This is a genomic window from Modestobacter sp. SYSU DS0290 (assembly GCF_054050955.1).
Map to the genome: position 1 here is coordinate 57,107 of NZ_JBJHAI010000017.1, position 18,492 is coordinate 75,598.

21 protein-coding genes are annotated in these 18,492 nt (G+C 74.4%); 9 read left to right on the forward strand and 12 right to left on the reverse strand.

All coding sequences use genetic code 11. The features are described from left to right. Window positions 1-64 precede the first annotated feature (64 nt). On the forward strand, window positions 65-1,513 hold the full coding sequence (argG, locus tag ACI795_RS14480) for an argininosuccinate synthase (protein WP_457076238.1): 1,449 nt from the start codon (window positions 65-67) through the stop codon (window positions 1,511-1,513). 31 nt (window positions 1,514-1,544) lie between these two features. On the opposite strand, the gene ACI795_RS14485 is transcribed toward argG, so the two are convergent. Then, the gene (locus tag ACI795_RS14485; RefSeq protein WP_457076239.1) at window positions 1,545-1,820 is read right to left on the reverse strand and encodes an antibiotic biosynthesis monooxygenase; all 276 of its coding nucleotides are present in this window, start codon (window positions 1,818-1,820) and stop codon (window positions 1,545-1,547) included. A gap of 51 nt (window positions 1,821-1,871) precedes the next feature. Between ACI795_RS14485 and ACI795_RS14490 the strand changes: the two genes are divergently transcribed. Together ACI795_RS14490 and ACI795_RS14495 are read left to right on the forward strand one after the other, a co-directional pair. Then, the gene (locus ACI795_RS14490) at window positions 1,872-2,210 is read left to right on the forward strand and encodes an ArsR/SmtB family transcription factor (protein ID WP_457076240.1); all 339 of its coding nucleotides are present in this window, start codon (window positions 1,872-1,874) and stop codon (window positions 2,208-2,210) included. Then, the gene (locus ACI795_RS14495) at window positions 2,210-2,602 is read left to right on the forward strand and encodes a Fur family transcriptional regulator (protein WP_457076242.1); all 393 of its coding nucleotides are present in this window, start codon (window positions 2,210-2,212) and stop codon (window positions 2,600-2,602) included. The genes ACI795_RS14490 and ACI795_RS14495 overlap by 1 nt, the downstream gene beginning before the upstream one ends. A 13-nt stretch (window positions 2,603-2,615) precedes the next feature. Here ACI795_RS14495 and ACI795_RS14500 read toward each other — a convergent pair whose 3' ends face one another. From ACI795_RS14500 to era, 4 genes are all read right to left on the reverse strand, one after another. Next, complete coding sequence (locus tag ACI795_RS14500) at window positions 2,616-3,446, reverse strand: class I SAM-dependent methyltransferase (protein ID WP_457076243.1); 831 nt, start codon at window positions 3,444-3,446, stop codon at window positions 2,616-2,618. 49 nt (window positions 3,447-3,495) lie between these two features. Next, window positions 3,496-4,260, reverse strand: a complete 765-nt coding sequence (locus tag ACI795_RS14505) for an isoprenyl transferase (protein ID WP_457076244.1) — start codon at window positions 4,258-4,260, stop codon at window positions 3,496-3,498. Next, complete coding sequence (gene recO / locus ACI795_RS14510) at window positions 4,257-5,045, reverse strand: DNA repair protein RecO (protein ID WP_457076245.1); 789 nt, start codon at window positions 5,043-5,045, stop codon at window positions 4,257-4,259. The genes ACI795_RS14505 and recO overlap by 4 nt, the downstream gene beginning before the upstream one ends. 76 nt (window positions 5,046-5,121) lie before the next feature. After that, on the reverse strand, window positions 5,122-6,093 hold the full coding sequence (gene era / locus ACI795_RS14515) for a GTPase Era (protein WP_457076246.1): 972 nt from the start codon (window positions 6,091-6,093) through the stop codon (window positions 5,122-5,124). 45 nt (window positions 6,094-6,138) lie between these two features. On the opposite strand from era, the gene ACI795_RS14520 reads away from it, so the two are divergent. Beyond that, on the forward strand, window positions 6,139-6,699 hold the full coding sequence (locus ACI795_RS14520; protein WP_457076247.1) for a hypothetical protein: 561 nt from the start codon (window positions 6,139-6,141) through the stop codon (window positions 6,697-6,699). Window positions 6,700-6,714: 15 nt separating this feature from the next. Here the strand turns inward: ACI795_RS14520 and ACI795_RS14525 are convergent, their stop codons facing one another. The 6 genes from ACI795_RS14525 to ACI795_RS14550 form a co-directional block, all read right to left on the reverse strand. Further along, on the reverse strand, window positions 6,715-7,047 hold the full coding sequence (locus tag ACI795_RS14525; protein WP_457076248.1) for a cytidine deaminase: 333 nt from the start codon (window positions 7,045-7,047) through the stop codon (window positions 6,715-6,717). Between the two features lie 22 nt (window positions 7,048-7,069). Further along, window positions 7,070-8,425, reverse strand: a complete 1,356-nt coding sequence (locus ACI795_RS14530; protein ID WP_457076250.1) for a hemolysin family protein — start codon at window positions 8,423-8,425, stop codon at window positions 7,070-7,072. Further along, window positions 8,422-8,934: an rRNA maturation RNase YbeY gene (ybeY, locus tag ACI795_RS14535; RefSeq protein ID WP_457076251.1), complete on the reverse strand. Its 513-nt coding sequence runs from the start codon at window positions 8,932-8,934 to the stop codon at window positions 8,422-8,424. Before ybeY ends, ACI795_RS14530 begins: the two co-directional genes overlap by 4 nt. Before the next feature lie 5 nt (window positions 8,935-8,939). Next, window positions 8,940-10,067 carry a PhoH family protein gene (locus ACI795_RS14540; protein ID WP_457076252.1) on the reverse strand — a complete coding sequence of 376 codons (1,128 nt, stop codon included), beginning with the start codon at window positions 10,065-10,067 and terminating at the stop codon, window positions 8,940-8,942. Between the two features lie 106 nt (window positions 10,068-10,173). Next, window positions 10,174-10,839, reverse strand: a complete 666-nt coding sequence (locus ACI795_RS14545) for a response regulator (RefSeq protein ID WP_457076253.1) — start codon at window positions 10,837-10,839, stop codon at window positions 10,174-10,176. Window positions 10,840-10,844: 5 nt separating this feature from the next. Next, window positions 10,845-11,978 (reverse strand): sensor histidine kinase, encoded by a 1,134-nt coding sequence (locus ACI795_RS14550; protein WP_457076254.1) that lies wholly within the window; start codon window positions 11,976-11,978, stop codon window positions 10,845-10,847. A 211-nt stretch (window positions 11,979-12,189) separates the two neighbouring features. Between ACI795_RS14550 and ACI795_RS14555 the strand changes: the two genes are divergently transcribed. Beyond that, on the forward strand, window positions 12,190-12,882 hold the full coding sequence (locus ACI795_RS14555) for a hypothetical protein (RefSeq protein ID WP_457076255.1): 693 nt from the start codon (window positions 12,190-12,192) through the stop codon (window positions 12,880-12,882). Window positions 12,883-12,969: 87 nt separating this feature from the next. Here ACI795_RS14555 and ACI795_RS14560 read toward each other — a convergent pair whose 3' ends face one another. Continuing rightward, window positions 12,970-13,341 carry an HIT domain-containing protein gene (locus ACI795_RS14560; protein WP_457076256.1) on the reverse strand — a complete coding sequence of 124 codons (372 nt, stop codon included), beginning with the start codon at window positions 13,339-13,341 and terminating at the stop codon, window positions 12,970-12,972. Window positions 13,342-13,527: 186 nt separating this feature from the next. Here ACI795_RS14560 and ACI795_RS14565 point away from each other — a divergent pair, with 186 nt between their 5' ends. From ACI795_RS14565 to ACI795_RS14580, 4 genes are all read left to right on the forward strand, one after another. Further along, complete coding sequence (locus ACI795_RS14565; RefSeq protein ID WP_457076257.1) at window positions 13,528-15,048, forward strand: GAF domain-containing protein; 1,521 nt, start codon at window positions 13,528-13,530, stop codon at window positions 15,046-15,048. Window positions 15,049-15,209: 161 nt separating this feature from the next. Then, window positions 15,210-16,139: a putative selenate ABC transporter substrate-binding protein gene (locus ACI795_RS14570; RefSeq protein WP_457076258.1), complete on the forward strand. Its 930-nt coding sequence runs from the start codon at window positions 15,210-15,212 to the stop codon at window positions 16,137-16,139. 14 nt (window positions 16,140-16,153) lie between these two features. Further along, on the forward strand, window positions 16,154-16,882 hold the full coding sequence (locus ACI795_RS14575) for a phosphonate ABC transporter ATP-binding protein (RefSeq protein ID WP_457076286.1): 729 nt from the start codon (window positions 16,154-16,156) through the stop codon (window positions 16,880-16,882). Then, a complete protein-coding gene (locus ACI795_RS14580) occupies window positions 16,879-18,489 on the forward strand; it encodes a PhnE/PtxC family ABC transporter permease (protein ID WP_457076259.1) in 1,611 nt (536 codons plus the stop codon). Before ACI795_RS14575 ends, ACI795_RS14580 begins: the two co-directional genes overlap by 4 nt. The last annotated feature ends 3 nt before the right edge of the window (window positions 18,490-18,492 follow it).

Here is an 18,492-nt window from a genome sequence, read left to right on the forward strand (position 1 = left end):
GTCACGGCACGGGACAACCCCCCCGCCTTTGCATGGCCATACATGACTGTGCATACTCTTACCCGTGTCCAAGGTGCTCACCTCCCTGCCCGTCGGCGACCGCGTCGGGATCGCCTTCTCCGGCGGCCTCGACACCTCCGTGGCGGTCGCGTGGATGCGCGACAAGGGTGCGGTCCCCTGCACCTACACCGCCGACATCGGCCAGGCCGACGAGCCCGACATCGGCTCGGTGCCCGGCCGCGCCACCGCCTACGGCGCGGAGATCGCCCGGCTGGTCGACTGCAAGGCCGCCCTGGTCGAGGAGGGCCTGGCCGCGCTGACCTGCGGCGCATTTCACATCCGCTCCGGCGGCCGCAGCTACTTCAACACCACCCCGCTGGGCCGCGCGGTGACCGGCACCCTGCTGGTGCGCGCGATGCTCGAGGACGACGTCCAGATCTGGGGCGACGGCTCCACCTACAAGGGCAACGACATCGAGCGGTTCTACCGCTACGGCCTGCTCGCCAACCCGGGGCTGCGCATCTACAAGCCCTGGCTGGACGCCGACTTCGTCACCGAGCTCGGCGGGCGCAAGGAGATGTCGGAGTGGCTGGTCGCCCACGGCCTCCCCTACCGGGACAGCGCGGAGAAGGCCTACTCCACCGACGCCAACATCTGGGGCGCCACGCACGAGGCCAAGACCCTGGAGCACCTGGACACCGGCATCGAGACCGTCGAGCCGATCATGGGCGTGAAGTTCTGGGACCCGGCGGTGGAGATCGCCACCGAGGACGTCACGGTCGGCTTCCAGTACGGCCGCCCGGTCAGCATCAACGGCAAGGAGTTCGCCTCCGCCGTCGACCTGGTGCTGGAGGCCAACGCCATCGGCGGCCGGCACGGGCTGGGCATGTCCGACCAGATCGAGAACCGGATCATCGAGGCCAAGAGCCGCGGCATCTACGAAGCGCCCGGCATGGCCCTGCTGCACATCGCCTACGAGCGGCTGGTCAACGCCATCCACAACGAGGACACCCTCGCCACCTACCACAGCGAGGGACGGCGGCTGGGCCGGCTGATGTACGAGGGCCGCTGGCTGGACCCGCAGGCGATGATGCTGCGCGAGTCGCTCCAGCGCTGGGTCGGCATGGCCGTCACCGGCGAGGTGACGCTGCGGCTGCGGCGCGGCGAGGACTACTCGGTCCTGGACACCACGGGGCCGGCGTTCAGCTACCACCCCGACAAGCTCTCCATGGAGCGCACGGTCGACTCCGCGTTCGGCCCGGTCGACCGGATCGGCCAGCTGACCATGCGGAACCTGGACATCGCCGACTCCCGCGCGAAGCTGGAGCAGTACGCCCGGATGGGCATGGTCGGTGGCGCCACCCCGACGTCCATCGGTGCGGCACAGGCGGCGTCCACCGGGCTGATCGACGCCTCGCAGGAGGGCGGCGCCGAGGCCATCGCCTCGCGCGGCCAGGTCTCCCCCAACGACGAGCTGCTCGACCGGGCCGCGATGGAGTCCGGCACCGACTGATCGCGGCGCCGTGGCCCGGCAGGGCACCGGCTCAGTCGGTGAGGTAGGCGCCGGGCTCGTCGAGGGCGTGCACCCACACCGGCGCGCCGGCCAGCTTCACCTCGGGGGCGGCCAGCGCCCGGCGGTAGGTGCCGACCCCGTCCCACGCCGTCCAGAGCGCCAACAGCTCCGGGTCGTCGGCCGCCCGGCCCACCGCGCCGTCCCGGAAGCCGGGTCGGGCGCGCAGCGCGGTCAGCAGGTCGGTCGCGGCGACGACCAGCGCCGGCACGTCGTCGGCACGGGCGCGCAACCGGGTGACGGCGAACACCGCGGCCTCCTGTGTTTGACAACCGTTCTCATGTGCATGGAGGATGATGTCATGTCCGCGGCCGTCACCACCCCCAGCCGGACCATCCCCGCCGACGTGCTGGCCGCCAGCGAGCTGCTCACCGCGCTGGCGTTCCCGCTCCGGCTGGCCATCGTCGCGCTGCTCGACGAGCACGGCACCCGCTGCGTGCACCAGCTGGTCGACGCCCTCGGCGTGCCCCAGCCGCTGGTCTCCCAGCACCTGCGCGTGCTGCGCGGTGCCGGTCTGGTCACCGGCGTGCGCCGGCACCGGGAGGTCGACTACCGGCTCGTCGACGGGCACGTGGCGCACATCGTGCGGGACGCGATCGCCCACGCCGCGCACCGCGGTGCCGCGGAGGAGAACGCCTGATGGCCCGCACCACCCGCCAGCGCGCCGCCGTCGCCGCCGTCTTCGACAGCCTGAACGGCTTCCACAGCGCCCAGGAGGTGCACGCCCGGCTGCGCACCGCCGGTGACACGGTGGGGCTGTCCACGGTCTACCGCGCCGTGCAGGCCCTGGCCGACGACGGCGAGCTCGACTCCATCCGCACCGACACCGGTGAGGCGCTGTACCGGCGCTGCAGCACCCAGCACCACCACCACCTGGTCTGCCGGTCGTGCGGGCGCACCGTGGAGGTCGCCGGGCCGGCGGTGGAGCAGTGGGCCGACCGGGTCGCCGGCGAGCACGGCTTCTCCGACGTCAGCCACACCCTGGAGATCATGGGCACCTGCGCCGAGTGCCGGGCCGCCGGCCGCGCCTGACCTCGAGCTGACCTCAGGGCGCCGTCGCGGTCAGCGAGAAGGTCAGCGGTAACCGCTCCGGGCGGTCGGGCAGGACCCAACCGCCCGCACCGGGGACGAGCGAGGGCAGCGCCCGCCACGGGACCGAACGGTGCTCGGCGAAGGACGTCAGCCGCAGCCCCGCACCCAGCAGCGACTGCAGGACGTCGGCGATCGAGTACGGCCACTGGTAGGTGACCGCGTTGGCCAGGCGCACCTCGTCGTCGGCGTAGGTCGCCCCGCCGTCATCGCGCAGCGGCGCCCCGGTGCCGAAGTACGGGCCCTCCAGCGCGAGGGAGCCGCCGGTCGCGTCGCTGCGCACGGCGGTCAGCAACGGGTGCCCGTCGCGGACGAAGAAGACGCCACCGGGGCGCAGCAGGTGGGCGACGGTCGCCGCCCAGGACCGGAGGTCGGGCAGCCAGGTCAGCGCCCCGATGCCGGTGTAGACGACGTCGAACTGCGCACCGCCGACCGCATCCGCGGCACCGGCCACGTCGCTGTCGACGAAGGTGGCCGCCAGCCCGGCCCGTGCGGCGATCTGCCGTGCGGCCGCGGTGGCGGCCGGGGAGAAGTCGATGCCGGTCACCCGCGCCCCCAGGCGCGCCCAGGAGAGTGTGTCGGTGCCGATGTGGCACTGCAGGTGCGCCAGCGTCAGGCCGTCCGGCGTCCCGCCCGGCAGGTGCGGCCCGAGCAGACGCAGGTCCTCCCGGACGACGTCGCTCAGCTGGTGGGGCGACGCGATGAACTGCTCCACCCCGTAAGCCACCAGGTGGGCAGGCACCCGCTCGTCCCAGTTGGCCCGGTTGGCGGCGACGGGATCGGACACGAGCGCGACCCTAGATGTGGCGACCGCATCCGGCGACGCACTTCCCTCGTCAGGCGGAGCCGAAGCGGCGTTGGCGGCTGGCGTACTCCTCGCAGGCCTGCCACAGGTGCCGGCGGTCGAAGTCCGGCCACAGCGTGTCCAGGAAGACCAGCTCGGCGTAGGCCGACTGCCACAGCAGGAAGTTGCTGGTGCGGTTCTCCCCGGAGCTGCGCACGAACAGGTCGACGTCGGGCATGTCCGGCTCGTCGAGGAACCGGGCGACGGTCTCCTCGTCGACCTTGTCCGGGTTGATCCGGCCGGCGGCGACCTCGCGGGCGATCGCGGCGGCGGCGTCCGCTATCTCCGCCCGGCCGCCGTAGTTGACGCACATGGTGAGGGTGAGGACGTCGTTGTCCTTCGTCAGCTCCTCGGCGATCTCCAGCTCCTTGATCACCGAGCGCCACAGCCGCGGGCGGCGGCCGGCCCAGCGCACCCGCACGCCGAGTTCGTGCATCTCGTCGCGGCGGCGCCGGATCACGTCCCGGTTGAAGCCCATCAGGAATCGGACCTCGTCCGGGCTGCGGCGCCAGTTCTCGGTGGAGAAGGCGTAGGCGCTGATCGCGGTGATGCCCAGCTCGATCGCGCCCTCCACGCAGTCGAACAGCGAGGACTCCCCCGCCTCGTGCCCGGCGGTGCGTGGCAGACCGCGCTGCTTCGCCCAGCGGCCGTTGCCGTCCATCACGATGGCGACGTGGCCGGGCACCTTGTCGGCCGGGATGGCCGGCGGGGTGGCGCCCGACGGGTGCGGGTTCGGCGCCTTCACCGCGCGCGTCACGGCGCCACCTCGGCGGGGGCCACAGCGGGGCGGGGGGCCTCGGTGCGGTCGACCAGCGGCAGCGAGCGCAGCCCGCGCTCCAGGTGCCACTGCAGCATCGCCGCGACCAGACCGCTGCCCTCGCGCCGGTTGATGCCCTGGCTGGCCTCGGCCCGCCCCCAGTCGCCGGTCAACAACGCCTCCAGCAGCTCGACGGTCACCGGGCTGGGCATCGCCGAGCCGGTGGGGCGGCAGGACGGGCAGACCGTGCCCCCGGCCGGGACGGAGAAGTGGCGGTGCGGACCCTCCTCGCCGCAGCGCGCGCAGTCACCCAGCGCGGGCTCCCAGCCGGCCACCGACATGGCGCGCAGCAGGAACGCGTCGAGGACCAGCGGTGCCGGCTTGGCGCCCTCCGCCAGGGTGCGCAGGGCGCCGACGACGAGCAGGAACATCCGCAGCGCGGGCTCCTTCTCCTCCACCGTCAGCCGGTCGGCGGTCTCCAGCACCGCCGTCCCGGCGGTGTAGGCGCGGTAGTCGCCGACGACCGCCGGCCCGTAGGCGCGGATCGACTCGGCCTGGCTGACCACGTCGAGGTTCCGGCCGGTGTACAGCTGCAGGTCGACGTGGCTGAACGGCTCCAGCCGGGCGCCGAACTTGCTCTTCGTGCGGCGCACGCCCTTGGCCACCGCGCGCACCTTGCCGGTGCGCCGGGTGAGCACGGTGACGATCCGGTCGGCCTCACCCAGCTTCTGGGTGCGCAGCACGATCCCCTCGTCGCGGTAGAGCGACTGCGGCGTCGTGCTCAACAGCTGCACCCCCCGGCGCCGGATCGCTCCGCTCCTCGGTCGCTGGCGCTCCCTGCGATGCTCACTCCCCGCCGCCTCAGTACCCGAGCCTGTTCAGCTTCTTCGGGTCGTCCTGCCACTCCCCCAGCACCGTGACGTGCAGGTCGAGGTGCACCCGGCCGCCCAGCAGCGTCTCCAGCCCGACCCGGGCCTCGCTGCCGATCGCCTTGATCGTCTGCCCGCCCTTGCCCAGCAGCATCGGCTTCTGGCTGGGGCGCTCGATGTGCAGCAGCGCGTGGATCTCGGTGAACACCGCCTCCGGGTCGCGCGGGTCGGGCTTGCGCAGGATCTCCTCGACGGTGACGGCGAGGGAGTGCGGCACCTCCTGGCGCACCTTCTCCAGCGCGGCCTCGCGCACCAGCTCGGCGATCTGCCGCTCGACGTCCTCGTCGGTGGTCTGCTCGTCGGGGTACATCGGCGGCCCCTCGGGCAGCAGGCCGACCAGCAGGTCCTCCAGCAGCTCGACCTGGTCGCCGGCGACGGCGCTGACCGGCACGATCTCGCGGGCCTCGACGAGCTTGCTGGCGGCCACCAGCTGCTCGGTGACCTGCTTCTTGCTGGCCGCGTCGGTCTTGGTCACCACCAGCACGATCGGGGTGGTGACCTCCTTGAGCTGCCGGGCGATGAACGCGTCACCGGCGCCGACGGGCTGGTCGGCCGGGATGCAGAAGACGATGACGTCGACCTCGGACAGGGTGTCGCGGACGACGTCGTTGAGCCGCTTGCCCAGCAGGCTCTTGGGCTTGTGCAGGCCGGGGGTGTCGACGAGGACGAGCTGCCCGCCGGGCCGGTGCACGACCCCGCGGATGGCGTGCCGGGTGGTCTGCGGCCGGTTGCTGACGATGCCGACCTTCTCCCCCACCAGCGCGTTCGTCAGCGTGGTCTTGCCGGCGTTGGGCCGGCCCACCAGGCAGGCGAAGCCGCTGCGGTAGGGCGGCTGGTCGGTGTCGGTCACGCCGGTCAGTGTCCCACTGCGCACCGACAGCCCGGTGCGGACGGCTGCGATCATGGGCACATGTCCCCCCGGTCCCGACGTGAACAGGGTGAGCCACTCGTGGTGACGGCCGCCCGCGACCGCGAGCGGCACGTCACGCAGGTCACCAGCTACGGCTACTTCGCCGCCCGCGGACCGAAGCGCTCGGTCACCGTCACCCCCGCCCCGCTGCGCTACTGGCAGTACGACCCGGCCGGCCCGCTGGTGCTCGGCCTGACCGCGCTCGCCGTCGCCGCCTGGCTCGGGCTCATCGCCTGGCGGGACGGCACCTCGGCCGTCGTCGGGGAGCTGCCGATCGCGCTGGCGCTGGGGCTGCTGGTGGTCGTGGGCTCGACCGGCCGGCTGACGGTCTCTGACGCCGGGGTCTCCACCGACATCGCCGGGCTGCGGCAGGTGTCGGTCTTCCGCGTCGTCCCGCGGGTGCTGGTCCAGGAGGTCGTGGTCGGCGCACCGCCGGCCGGCTGGCCCAAGGCCCGCCGGCGCGGAGGGTGGTGGCCCGGCCGCACCCGGGTCAGCGTCCGGCACCTGGGCATGGACGGGCTGACCGAGGAGGCCTTCACCGTGCGGGTCCGCGACCCCGAGGCCTTCGCCGACGCCCTCGGCCACCCGCTGCGGACCTGAGCCCAGGGCCCGGACTCAGCCCTTCACAGCGCCGTCGGGGCCGGCCAGCAGCACCGGCGCGGACGCGGTCAGGTCGTGCACCGCGGCCAGTCCGGCGGCCTCGACCGTCTCCGCGTCGCTGACCACGGCCGCGGCCTCCAGCCCCTCGACGCCGCTGGAGACGGCCGCGGCGACGGCGGCCTGCAGCGCGGTCAGCTGCAGCGAGGGCAGCGTCACGGTGGCCGCGAGGTAGGTGCGCCCGTCGGTGTCGCGGACCGCGGCCCCCTCGGCGGCTCCCGTGCGGCCGCGCGCGGAGCGGGCCAGGGTGATCAGCTTCGTGTCCTCGGGGTCCAGCTCAGCAGCGCTCACGAGGCGTCAGGATTCCACGCCGTCAGGACTCGGCGGCGGCCGGCTCGGGCTGCCGGGCGGTGCCGGCGACCTCGTCATCGGACTCGGCGTCGTCGTCGGCGCCCGGCTCGGGCACCCGGTTGACCAGGATGGTGTCGATCTGGTTGCGCCGCCCGCCGGTGCTCTCGGCCAGCAGGTGCAGCCCGCCCACCTCGGCGGCCGACCCCTCGATCGGCACCATGCCGATCTCCCGGGCGAGCAGCCCGCCCACGGTCTCCACGCCGTCGTCGTCGGGCAGCTCGACCTTGAACAGGTCGGCGAGGTCCTCGACCGGCAGCCGCGCGGTGATCCGCACCGCCCCGTCCGCGAGCTCCTCGACGGGCGGGCGCTGCACGGTGTCGTGCTCGTCGTCGATCTCGCCGACGATCTCCTCGAGGATGTCCTCGATGGTGACCAGGCCGGCGAAGCCGCCGTACTCGTCGACGACGACGGCCATGTGGGTGCGCGAGGCCTGCATCTCCCGCAGCAGCTCGTCGACCGGCTTGGACTCCGGCACGAAGGTGGCCGGGCGCATGAGGTCCTCGACCTGCGGACCCTGGTCGCCGGAGGCCAGGCCCTGGGACCGGCGGACGAGGTCCTTCAGGAAGACGACGCCGATGATGTCGTCGACGTTCTCCCCGATCACCGGGATCCGGGAGAAGCCGCTGCGCAGGCACAGCGCCAGCGCCTGGCGCAGGTTCTTGCCGCGCTCGATCCACACGACGTCGGGGCGGGGCACCATCACCTCGCGGGCGATGGTGTCGCCGAGCTCGAAGACGCCGTGGATCATGTTCCGCTCGCCGGCCTCCACGACGCCGCGCTCCTCGGCCATGTCGACCAGCTCGCGGAGCTCGACCTCGCTGGAGAACGGCCCGTCGCGGTAGCCGCGCCCGGGGGTGATCGCGTTGCCGATCAGGATCAGCAGGGTGGCCACCGGGCCCAGCAGCCGGCCCAGGAGCCGGATCGGCCCGGCCGCGGCCAGCCCGATCGGATAGGCGTGCTGGCGGCCGAGCGTGCGGGGGCCGACGCCGACGAGCACGTAGCTGACCACGGTCATGACGGCGGCGGCGCTGGCGATCCCGGCGGCCAGGCCCTCGACCAGGTCGTAGAGGACGACGGCGACCACCACGGCCGCGGTCATCTCGCAGACGATCCGCAGCAGCAGGAGCAACGCCACGTGGCGGGCCCGCTCCGTCATGACCTCCGACAGCGCGGCCGCCCGCTTCACCCCGTCGCGACGGAGCTCGTCGACCCCGGCCGGGGAGAGCCGCTGCAGGGCGGCGTCGAGCGCGCCGAAGACACCGGCGAGCAGGACGAGGAGGACGGCGATCACCAGCAGGACGATCGCTGTCGCGCTCATCGGACCCCCGGCTCCTGGGGCTCGCCGGTGACCGGTTCACCCGTGACCGGCTCCCGCGGGACGGAGCGCCAGCCCTCCAGCAGCGAGGACTGCAGGCCGAACATCTCCTTCTCCTCGTCGGGCTCCATGTGGTCGTAGCCCAGCAGGTGGAGCACGCCGTGGGTGGCCAGCAGCAGCAGCTCGTCGGCCATCGAGTGGCCGGCGGCGCGCGCCTGCCGGACGGCCACGGCCGGGCAGAGGACGACGTCACCGAGCAGCGCCGGGCCCGGCTCGGGGTCGTCGGGGCGGCCGGTGTCCAGCTCGTCCATCGGGAAGGCGAGGACGTCGGTCGGCCCCTTCTCCCCCATCCACCGCTCGTGCAGGGTGGCCATGTAGTCGACGTCGACGCAGAGCACCGACAACTCGGCAAGCGGGCTGACGTCCAGGCTGTCGAGCACGTAGCGGCAGACGCCGGCCAGCGCGTCCTCGTCGACGGCGATCTCGGACTCGTTGGCGACCTCGACGGGCACCGCGGTCAGCTCCCCTGCTGCCGGCGGGGGCGGGCCGCCCGGGACGGGCCGGCACCCGTCGCGGTGGCGGTCTGGCGGGCGGTGTCCCACCGCTCGTAGGCGTCGACGATGTCGCCGACCAGGCGGTGGCGCACCACGTCGGTGCTGCTCAGCGTGGAGAAGAACACGTCCTCGACGCCCTGCAGGATGTCGCGGACCACGCGCAGGCCGCTCTGCGCGCCGCCGGGCAGGTCGACCTGGGTGACGTCGCCGGTGACGACCATCTTCGAGCCGAACCCGAGCCGGGTCAGGAACATCTTCATCTGCTCGGCGGTGGTGTTCTGCGCCTCGTCGAGGATCACGAACGCGTCGTTCAGCGTGCGGCCGCGCATGTAGGCCAGCGGCGCGACCTCGATCGTGCCGGACTGCATGAGCCGCGGGATCGACTCGGGGTCGACCATGTCGTGCAGTGCGTCGTACAGCGGGCGCAGGTACGGGTCGATCTTCTCCGACAGCGAGCCGGGCAGGTAGCCCAGCCGCTCGCCGGCCTCGACCGCCGGCCGGGTCAGGATGATCCGGTTGACCTGCTTGGTCTGCAGCGCCTGCACGGCCTTGGCCATCGCCAGATAGGTCTTGCCGGTGCCGGCCGGGCCGATGCCGAAGACGACGCTGTGGGTGTCGATGGCGTCGACGTAGCGCTTCTGGTTCAGCGTCTTGGGCCGGATGGTGCGGCCCCGGCGGCTGATGATGTCCAGGCTCAGCACGTCGGCCGGGCGCTCGGAGCCGCCGGCCTTGAGCATCGCGACGACCCGGCGGACCGAGTCCGGCCGGAGCACCTGGCCGGTGGCCAGCAGGGCGATCAGCTCGTCGAAGACGCGGACGGCGAAGGCGTTGTCCGCGGGCTGGCCGGTGACGGCGATCTCGTTGCCGCGGACGTGGACGTCGGCGGCGAGCTCGCTCTCGACCAGGCGGAGCAGCTCGTCCGCGGAGCCCAGCAGGGCGACCATGGAGACGGTCTCGGGAACGGTGATGGAGGTGCGGACGGCGGCCGGTACGGCCGGGCTGTCCGGGACGCCGGCTGCCGCGGCACGCGCGGAGAGCTCACGGGAGGACGCGATGGCCCCCGGTGCGACGTCCGGTGAGGTGTCGGGCAAGAACGCTCGACCCTGCCTTCCTGCGACGGGATTGTGACCCGAGCCAGCGTACCCGTGGAGCGGCCCGGGTGAGCTGGTCCGCCGCCACGGGGGTCCGATCACCGCCTCAACCCTCCGGACTGCGCAGCGGCACCAGGCCGCTGCGGAAGGCGAAGGCGACCGCCTGGACCCGGTCACGCAGGTCCAGCTTGGTGAGCATCCGCGACAGGTAGGTCTTCACCGTCGCCTCCCCCAGGTAGAGCCGGGCGGCGATCTCGGCGTTGCTCAGCCCCTCGGCGACCAGTCGCAGCACCTCGGTCTCGCGGCTGGTCAACGTGGCCAGCCGGGCGACCGCGTCAGGGTCCGGGGCCGGCGACCGGGCGCCCGCAGCGATGACCCGCAGCGTCACGGCGGGGTCGAGCAGCCCGTGACCGGCGGCCACCGTGCGGACCGCCTGCAGCAGCTGTTCCGGCGGCGCGGTCTTGAGCAGGAACCCGCGCACCCCGATCCGGAGCGCCTCGGCGAGCGAGGCGTCCTCGTCGAAGGTGGTCAGGACGACGACGGCGACGTCCGGGTGCGCGGCCAGCACCCGCCGGGAGGCCGCCAACCCGTCGCACCGCGGCATGCGCACGTCCATGAGGACGACGTCGGGCCCGGTGCGGGCCACCACGTCGACCACCGCCAGGCCGTCGGCGGCCTCACCGACCACCTCGAGGTCGGGCTGGAAGTCCAGGAGCATCCGCAGGCCGGCCCGGACCATCTCCTGGTCGTCGGCGAGCACCACCCTGATCACCGCACTCACCGGACCCCCCGCAGCGGGAACCGGGCGACCAACCGGAAGCCGCCCTCGGGGCGCGGCCCCGCCTCCACCGCGCCGCCGAGCACGGCGACGCGTTCCCGGACGCCCAGCAGGCCGTGCCCTCCCGGTGCGCCCACCGGGACCGGCGTCGGCGCCCCGTCGTCGTCGACCTGGAGGACCAGCGCGGTCGGGTCGTGCCGCAGCGACACGGCCGTCGGCACCGGGCCGGCGTGCCTGAGCACGTTGGAGAGCGCCTCCTGCAGCACCCGGTAGGCGGAGACCTCGACCGCCTGCGGCAGCTGCCGGGGCCGCCCGGTGACCGTGAGGGAGACCGGCAGCCCGGCAGCCCGCACCTCCGCCAGCAGCTCCGGCACCCGGGCGAGCGACGGTGGGGCGCTGGAGCCGGGCGCCTCACGAAGCAGCCCGACCAGCCCCCGCAGTTCGTCCACCGCGTCCCGGCCGATGCGCTCGACCCCCTGCAGCACCTCGGCGACCCGGCTGCCCGGCTCCACCGTCGTCCGCAGCGCGCCGAGCTGCAGCACCATGACGCTCACCGAGTGGGCCACCGAGTCGTGCACGTCGCGGGCGATCCGGGCGCGCTCCTCGGCGACCGCGGTGGCCTCGGCGCGCTCCCGCTCGGCGTCCAGCCGGGCGGCCAGCCGACCCAACTGCTCGGCACGCTCCCGCGAACGGCGGGTCAGCAGACCGACCGCCCACGAGGCCCACAGCAGCAGCGAGAAGAAGAGGTTCTCCCAGGCCTGCGACGGTGCCGCCCAGAGCAGGATGCCGGCAGTGGCCAGCACCTGGTCGGCGGCCGGGGCCACCCACGAACGGCCGGGCCGGGTCTGGCTGCCCGCCCAACCGGTGGACAGCAGCAGCGCGAACAGCTGCGCGCCGTTCGGCCCGGCGAGCCCGAGCGCCGACCCGACCGGGAAGGTGGCCCCCACCACGACGGCGGCAGCGACCGGTGACCAGGGGGCGAGCGCGCCCGCGGCCGCGATCAACAGCAGGACCGACGCGCTGGCCGCCGGGTCCGGGCCGCTGGCGTCGAGCGCGAACTCGACGCTGCCGACGACCAGCACCAGCAGCGCGCCGGCCCAGGGGACGGCGACGGTGCGCAGGAACGCGGGCACGGGCGCCTCCGGGCGGGGCCGTGGGTCGGGAGCGCACAGCGTAGGGGCGGGCGGTCGCGTCCGGGGTCCCCCGCACGGCCGACAGCCGAGGTCCTGGTGGTCCACCGCGCGGGGGACGGGGGTCCAGCCCGGGAGAGGCAGCGACGAAGGCACCCGGACGGCCACTGTTCCCGACGTCCCCGACGACCTCGATCGACAAGGAACCCCGACCATGACCACCGCCAGTCCTGCCGCCACCCCGCCCGCCGTCGACCGGGGGCCAGCGGCCGCGTTGGTGCTCTCCCGGCTTGCCGGGGGCGCACTGCCGGCCGGCGTCGCCGCGTTCGCCGCCGGCATCCTCACCAGCCCGATCGCCGACGGTGACGACCGCGCCAGCTACCTGGAGTCGCTGGGCCGCGACCCCGCGCTGACCCAGCTGTCGGCCGTCCTGCTGCACTACGGGAACCTGCTGCTCGGCGTCGGCGCGCTGGCCCTGCCGCTGCTGGTCCGCGGCCGCCGCGGCGCGGTCCCCACGCTGGTCGGAGCGCTGCTGAGCGCGCTCGGCCTGCTGAGCACCTCCGGTGCGCTGCTCACCGACTGGTTCCACATGGAGCTGGCCCGCACCCTGCCGCTGGACCAGGCGGTCGGCATCTCCGAGCGGGTGCTGTCCGCGCCGCTGCAGCAGCTGTGCTTCGGGCTGGACCCGCTCCTCGCGCTCGGGCTGCCGCTGGTGGTGCTCGGACTCTGCCGGGCCGGCGTGCTCGGCTGGTGGACGCTGGCATGCGTGGTGGCCGGCACCGCCCTGCTGCCGCTCTCCCCGGCCTCGGGCAACGCCGTCCCTGCGGTGGCGTTCGTGCTGATCCAGCTGCCGCTGGCCGTGGCCGGTCTGCGGCTGGTCGGCCGGACCCGGGCCACCCGTCCCTGACCCGCTCCCCCGTCGGCCCCGTCCCCGCACCGCGGGCGGCGGGGCCGACGGGGGGAGCCACGACGAGGCTCGCATGCGGTCAGGCGCTCAGCCCGGCGGCCAGCCCAGCCCGCGGCCGCCGAGCACGTGCAGGTGCACGTGGTGCACGGTCTGCCCGCCGTCGGGCCCGCTGTTGACCACCAGCCGCCAGCCCGGCTCGGGGGCCTCCGCCGTCGCCAGGCCCTCCTGGACGGCGACCGCCTGCGCCGCGGCCAGGAGCTCGGCGGCCAGCGCCGGGTCGGCGGCGGTCAGCGCGCCGATCGTCGGGTGGTGGTCGCGGGGGACGACGAGCACGTGGGTGGGCGCCTGCGGGGAGATGTCCCGGAAGGCCAGCGTCCGGTCGGTCTCCCGGACGACGTCGGGGGCGATCTCCCCGGTCACCATGCGGCAGAACAGGCAGTCGCTGCGGGACCCGGTCATGGCAGGGACCGTAGCCCCCGGCCGGATCCGGAACGACGTCGTCAGTTACGCGGTGCACAATCTGATCACCTGCGTTCATGTTCCCGCCGGATGCTGCCGAGAAGGCATGGGACCGATCCCGTGACCGAAGGCGTCAGGAGTGCAACGATGTGGTTCGGAGCGAACCGGGACGCAGGTGAGGACACCGTGGCCCTGCTGGCAGAGGCGCGCTCGGACGTCACCGCGGTCACCCGGGTGCTGGTCGCCCTCGACGGTGCCACGACCGAGGACGAGGTCGCCCGGGCCGCACTGGACACCGTGCGGGAGGACTTCGGCTGGGCCTACGGCTCCTACTGGCGGATCTCCCCCGGCGACCACGCCCTGCGCTTCGCCGTGGAGTCCGGCACCGCCGGCCAGGAGTTCCGCGACGTGACCCTGACGGCGTCCTTCACCGAGGGCGTGGGCCTCTCCGGCCGCGCCTGGAAGCGCCGCGAGCTGGTGTTCGTCCCCGACATCGGCGAGGTCACCGACTGCGTCCGCGCCCCCGCCGCCCAGCGCGCCGGAGTCCGCAGCGGCGTCTGCTTCCCGATCACGCGGAAGGGCCAGGTGATCGGGACGATGGACTTCTTCACCACCGAGACCCTCAGCCCGTCCGCGGAGCGGCTGGCCGCGCTGCGGGCGGTCGGCCTGCTGGTGTCCCAGGCCTTCGGCCGGGTCGCCGAGGCCGCGGACCAGGAGCGGGCCGCCGGTGACGTCGCGGCCACCAGCGGCCTGCTGCGCCGGCTGAGCCGGGCGAGCAGCGTGGACACCGCGATCACCACCGCGCTGGACACCATCCGCCGCGAGTTCGACTGGCACTACGGCTCCTTCTGGACGGTGGACGAGGACCGCGACGCGCTCGTGCTGTCCCTGGAGTCCGGCGACCTGGGCGCCGAGTTCCACGCGGTGAGCCGTGCGGCGAGCTTCGCCAGGGGCGTCGGGGTGGCCGGGCGCACCTGGGCGGCGCAGGACCTGGTCTTCGTGGAGGACCTCGGCTCGGTCACCGACTGCGTGCGGGCGCCCTCGGCGCGGGCGGCCGGCGTGAAGTCCGGCGTCTGCCTCCCGATCGAGGTCGAGGGCCGCGTCGTCGGCACGATGGACTTCTTCGCCAAGCGGACGCTGATCATGGCCGACAGCCGCAGGGACGCGCTGCGCAACACCGCCTTCCTGATCGGCCAGACGATGGAGCGCATCAACGCCGCCGAGCGGATCGCCGACGCCGGCCGGGAGATGGTCGCCTCCATCGACGAGGTGCAGCGCAACGTCGCCGAGGCCACCCAGGTGGCCGGCGACGGGCAGCGGGTCGCCGAGGAGGCCAGCGACTTCGTCGCCGGGCTCGGCCGGTCCAGCGCGGAGATCGACAAGGTGGTCAAGGTGATCAACGGGATCGCCGAGCAGACCAACCTGCTCGCCCTCAACGCCACCATCGAGGCCGCCCGGGCCGGCGACGCGGGCAAGGGCTTCGCGGTCGTGGCCGGTGAGGTCAAGGAGCTCGCCCGGGAGACCGCGCAGGCCACCAAGGAGGTCAGCAGCCGGGTGACCACCATCCAGGCCGATGTGCAGAACGTCGTCGGCGCGCTCTCCTCGATCCGGGAGATCGTCGGCCGGATCAACGAGACCCAGCAGCACATCGGCGAGGTGCTCACCGAGCAGGCCGGCGTCACCCGCAGCATCGTCGAGCTGGGCTGAGCCCGGCGGGGACCCCCCGGGGACGGGTGCGCCAGGATGGGCGCACCCACCCCCCGACTCCCCCAGGAGACCCGCATGTCCGTTCCCCGTCCCCCCGCGAGGACGTAGTGAGCACCCGTTCCGCCGTCCGGTCGGGTGGCCTCGTACAAGCGAACAGGAGGGTGAGCAGGCGCGGCTTCCTGGCCGGCGCCGCCGCCACCGTCACCGCCGCCGCGCTCGCCGCCTGCGGCGACCGCTCCTCCCCCGTGTCCGGCTCCGGGAGTTCCGCCGCACCGACCAGCGGCGGCCGCCGGGCCCTCACCATCGGCGCCATCCCCGACCAGGACCCCGAGGTCCTGCAGCGCCTGCACGGCACCGTCGCCGAGGCGATGTCCGGTGCCCTCGACCTCGACGTCACCTACCAGCCGGTGACCGACTACGGCGCCGCCGTCTCCCTCTTCCGCACCGGCGACCTGGACCTGGTCTGGTTCGGCGGCCTCACCGGCGTGCAGGCCCGGCTGCAGACCCCCGGCGCCCAGCCGATCGCCCAGCGCGACATCGACGAGGACTTCCACTCCGTGTTCGTGGTGAACACCGCCACCGGCCTGGCGCCGTCGGAGGACCTCACCCAGTTGGCCGGCCTGCGGTTCACCTACGGCAGCGAGACCTCCACCTCCGGCCGGCTGATGCCCGCCTGGTTCCTCCAGCAGCAGGGCGTGGACCCCGAGGGCTTCCCCGGGGGGCCGGGCTTCTCCGGCTCGCACGACGCGACGCTGGCCCTGGTGGCGTCGGGCAGCTACCAGGCCGGCGTGCTCAACGAGCAGGTGTGGACCTCCCGCACCGAGGAGGGTGCGGTCGACCCCGCCGTGGTGCAGTACGCCCGCACCCCGGCGTACCACGACTACCACTGGCTGCTCGGCCCGCAGGCGGTCGAGCGGATCGGCGAGGACCTGCCCGACCGGCTGCGCGAGTGGTTCACCGGGCTCTCCCCCGACGACCCGGACGACGCCGCGGTGCTCGACCTCTTCGGCGCCGGCGCGTTCATCCCGACCGAGGCCTCGAACTACACCCAGATCGAGGAGATCGGCCGCGAGCTGGGGCTGGTCAGCTGACCGCCGTCCTCCGGCTGGACGGCGTCTCGGTCCGCTACGGCGGCACTCCCGCGCTCACCGGCATCGACCTGACCGTCGGCGCCGGTGAGCGGGTCGCACTGGTCGGGCCGTCGGGAGCCGGCAAGTCCACGCTGCTCGGGCTGGTGAACGGGTCGGTGCTTCCCACCGCCGGATCACTGCAGGTGCTCGGCGCCGACCCGGCGACGCTGCGCGGGCCGGCGCTGCGCCGGCTGCGCGCCCGGGTGGGCACGGTGCACCAGCACCTGGAGCTGGTCGGCCAGCTGCGGGTGGTGCACAACGTCAACGCCGGCCGGCTGGGCGACTGGTCGGCGGTCCGGGCGGCCTGGTCACTGCTCCGTCCGCAGGGAGTGGCCGAGGTGCTGGCGGCGCTGTCCGCGGTGGGCCTGGCCGACCGGGCGTACGACCGGACCGAACGGCTCTCGGGCGGGCAGCGGCAGCGGGTGGCGGTGGCCCGGCTGCTGGTACAGCGCCCGGAGCTGGTGCTCGCCGACGAGCCCGCCTCCGCCCTGGACCCGGTGCTCGCCGACGCGGTGCTCGGCCTGCTCGCCCGGCTGGCCGCCGACCGGGGCGGCGCACTGGTGGCCTCGCTGCACGACCCGACACTGGCGCTGCGGCACTGCACCCGGGTGGTCGGGCTGGTCGACGGGCGGGTGGTGCTCGACGCGCCGGCCGACCGGCTGACCGTGGCCGACCTGGCCGAGTTCTACGGGGCGCCGCGGTGACCACCGTGCTGGCCGCGGCCGGGCCCCGGCTGCACCGGGTGCGCGCCCGGTGGGCCTGGGGGCTGGGGGCGCTCGTCGTCGTCTGCTGGGCCCTGGCCGGCGCCGGGCTGTTCGCCGGCGAGGTGGTCAACCGGTCGGGGACGGCGCAGTTCGGCCGGTTCGCCACGGCCGCCCTCGCCCCCGAGCTCGACCCCGCGTTCCTCTCGGTGCTCGGCACCGCGACGCTGGTGACGATCGCCTACGCGGCCCTGGGCACCGCGCTGGCGGTGGCGCTCGGGGCGATCGGCGCGGTCGCCGTCGCCCGCACCACCTGGGGACGGCGCCGGGCCGGCTGGCTGATGGCCCGCGGCGCACTGGCCGTGCCCCGTGGGCTGCACGAGGCGGTGTGGGGGCTGCTGCTGGTCAACCTGCTCGGCCTGGACCCCTGGGTCGGCGTGCTGGCCATCGGCATCCCCTACGGGGCGGTGACGGCGAAGGTCTTCGCCGACCTCCTCGACGAGGTGCCCCGGGGTGCCCACGACGCGCTGCTCGCCGCCGGCGCCGGGCGCGTGACCGCCGTCCTGTACGGGCTGCTGCCACCGGCGTCGGGCGGGCTGCTGTCCTACTCCTTCTACCGGCTGGAGTGCGCCGTCCGCTCCGCGGTGGTGCTCGGCCTGATCGGCGCCGGTGGGCTGGGCTACCAGCTGTCGCTGTCGTTCAGCTCGCTGCGCTGGGAGCAGGTGTGGACCTGCGTGTACGCGCTCACCGCGCTCTGCGTGCTGGCCGTGGTGGCCGGACGGGCGGTGCGCCGGCGGGTCGCGCAGCCCCGCTCGCCGGGCGACCGCTTGCAGCGCGACCCGGCGCTCACCACCGCCGTGGCGGTCGCCGTCGCCGCGGTGGGCTGGGCGTGGTGGTACCTGGCGGTCTCCCCCGCGACGCTGGTCTCCGACCGCACCGGCGAGCAGCTGCGGTACGTGCTCGCCGCGGCCTGGCCGCCGGACACCGACGCCGGCCTGCTGCGCGCCGTCGTCGCCGCGGCGGTCGAGACGCTGCAGATGTCGGTGGTCGCGATCGCCGTCGCCACCGCCGGCGCGGTGCTGCTGGCCGGGCTCGCCGCCCACCCCGCCGGCCGGCCGGGTCCGGTGCGCCGGGGATCGGGCGTCGTCGTCCGGCTGGCCCTGCTGGTGCTGCGCGCCGTGCCCCCGCCGGTGTGGGCGCTGGTGCTGCTGTTCGTGCTGCTGCCCGGCGTGCTCCCCGGCGCGCTCGCCCTGGGCGTCTACACCCTCGGCGTGCTGGGCCGGCTGGCCGCGGAGGCGACCGAGGAGCTGGACCCGCGGCCACGAGCGGCGCTGGCGGCGATGGGCGCGCCACCGGTGGCCGGCTGGCTGTACGGGGTCGCGCCACGGGCGGTGGGGCCGGTGCTGGCCTACGCGCTGTACCGGTGGGAGGTGGCGATCCGGGACAGCGTGCTCATCGGGCTGCTGGGCGCCGGCGGGCTGGGCGCGTTGCTGGCGACGTCACTGGCCACCTTCGACTGGGGCGCGGTGACGACGGTGCTGGCCGCGACCGTGCTGCTGACCGCCGCGGTCGACCTGGTCAGCGCCCGCGCCCGGCAGGCGATCAGATGAGTC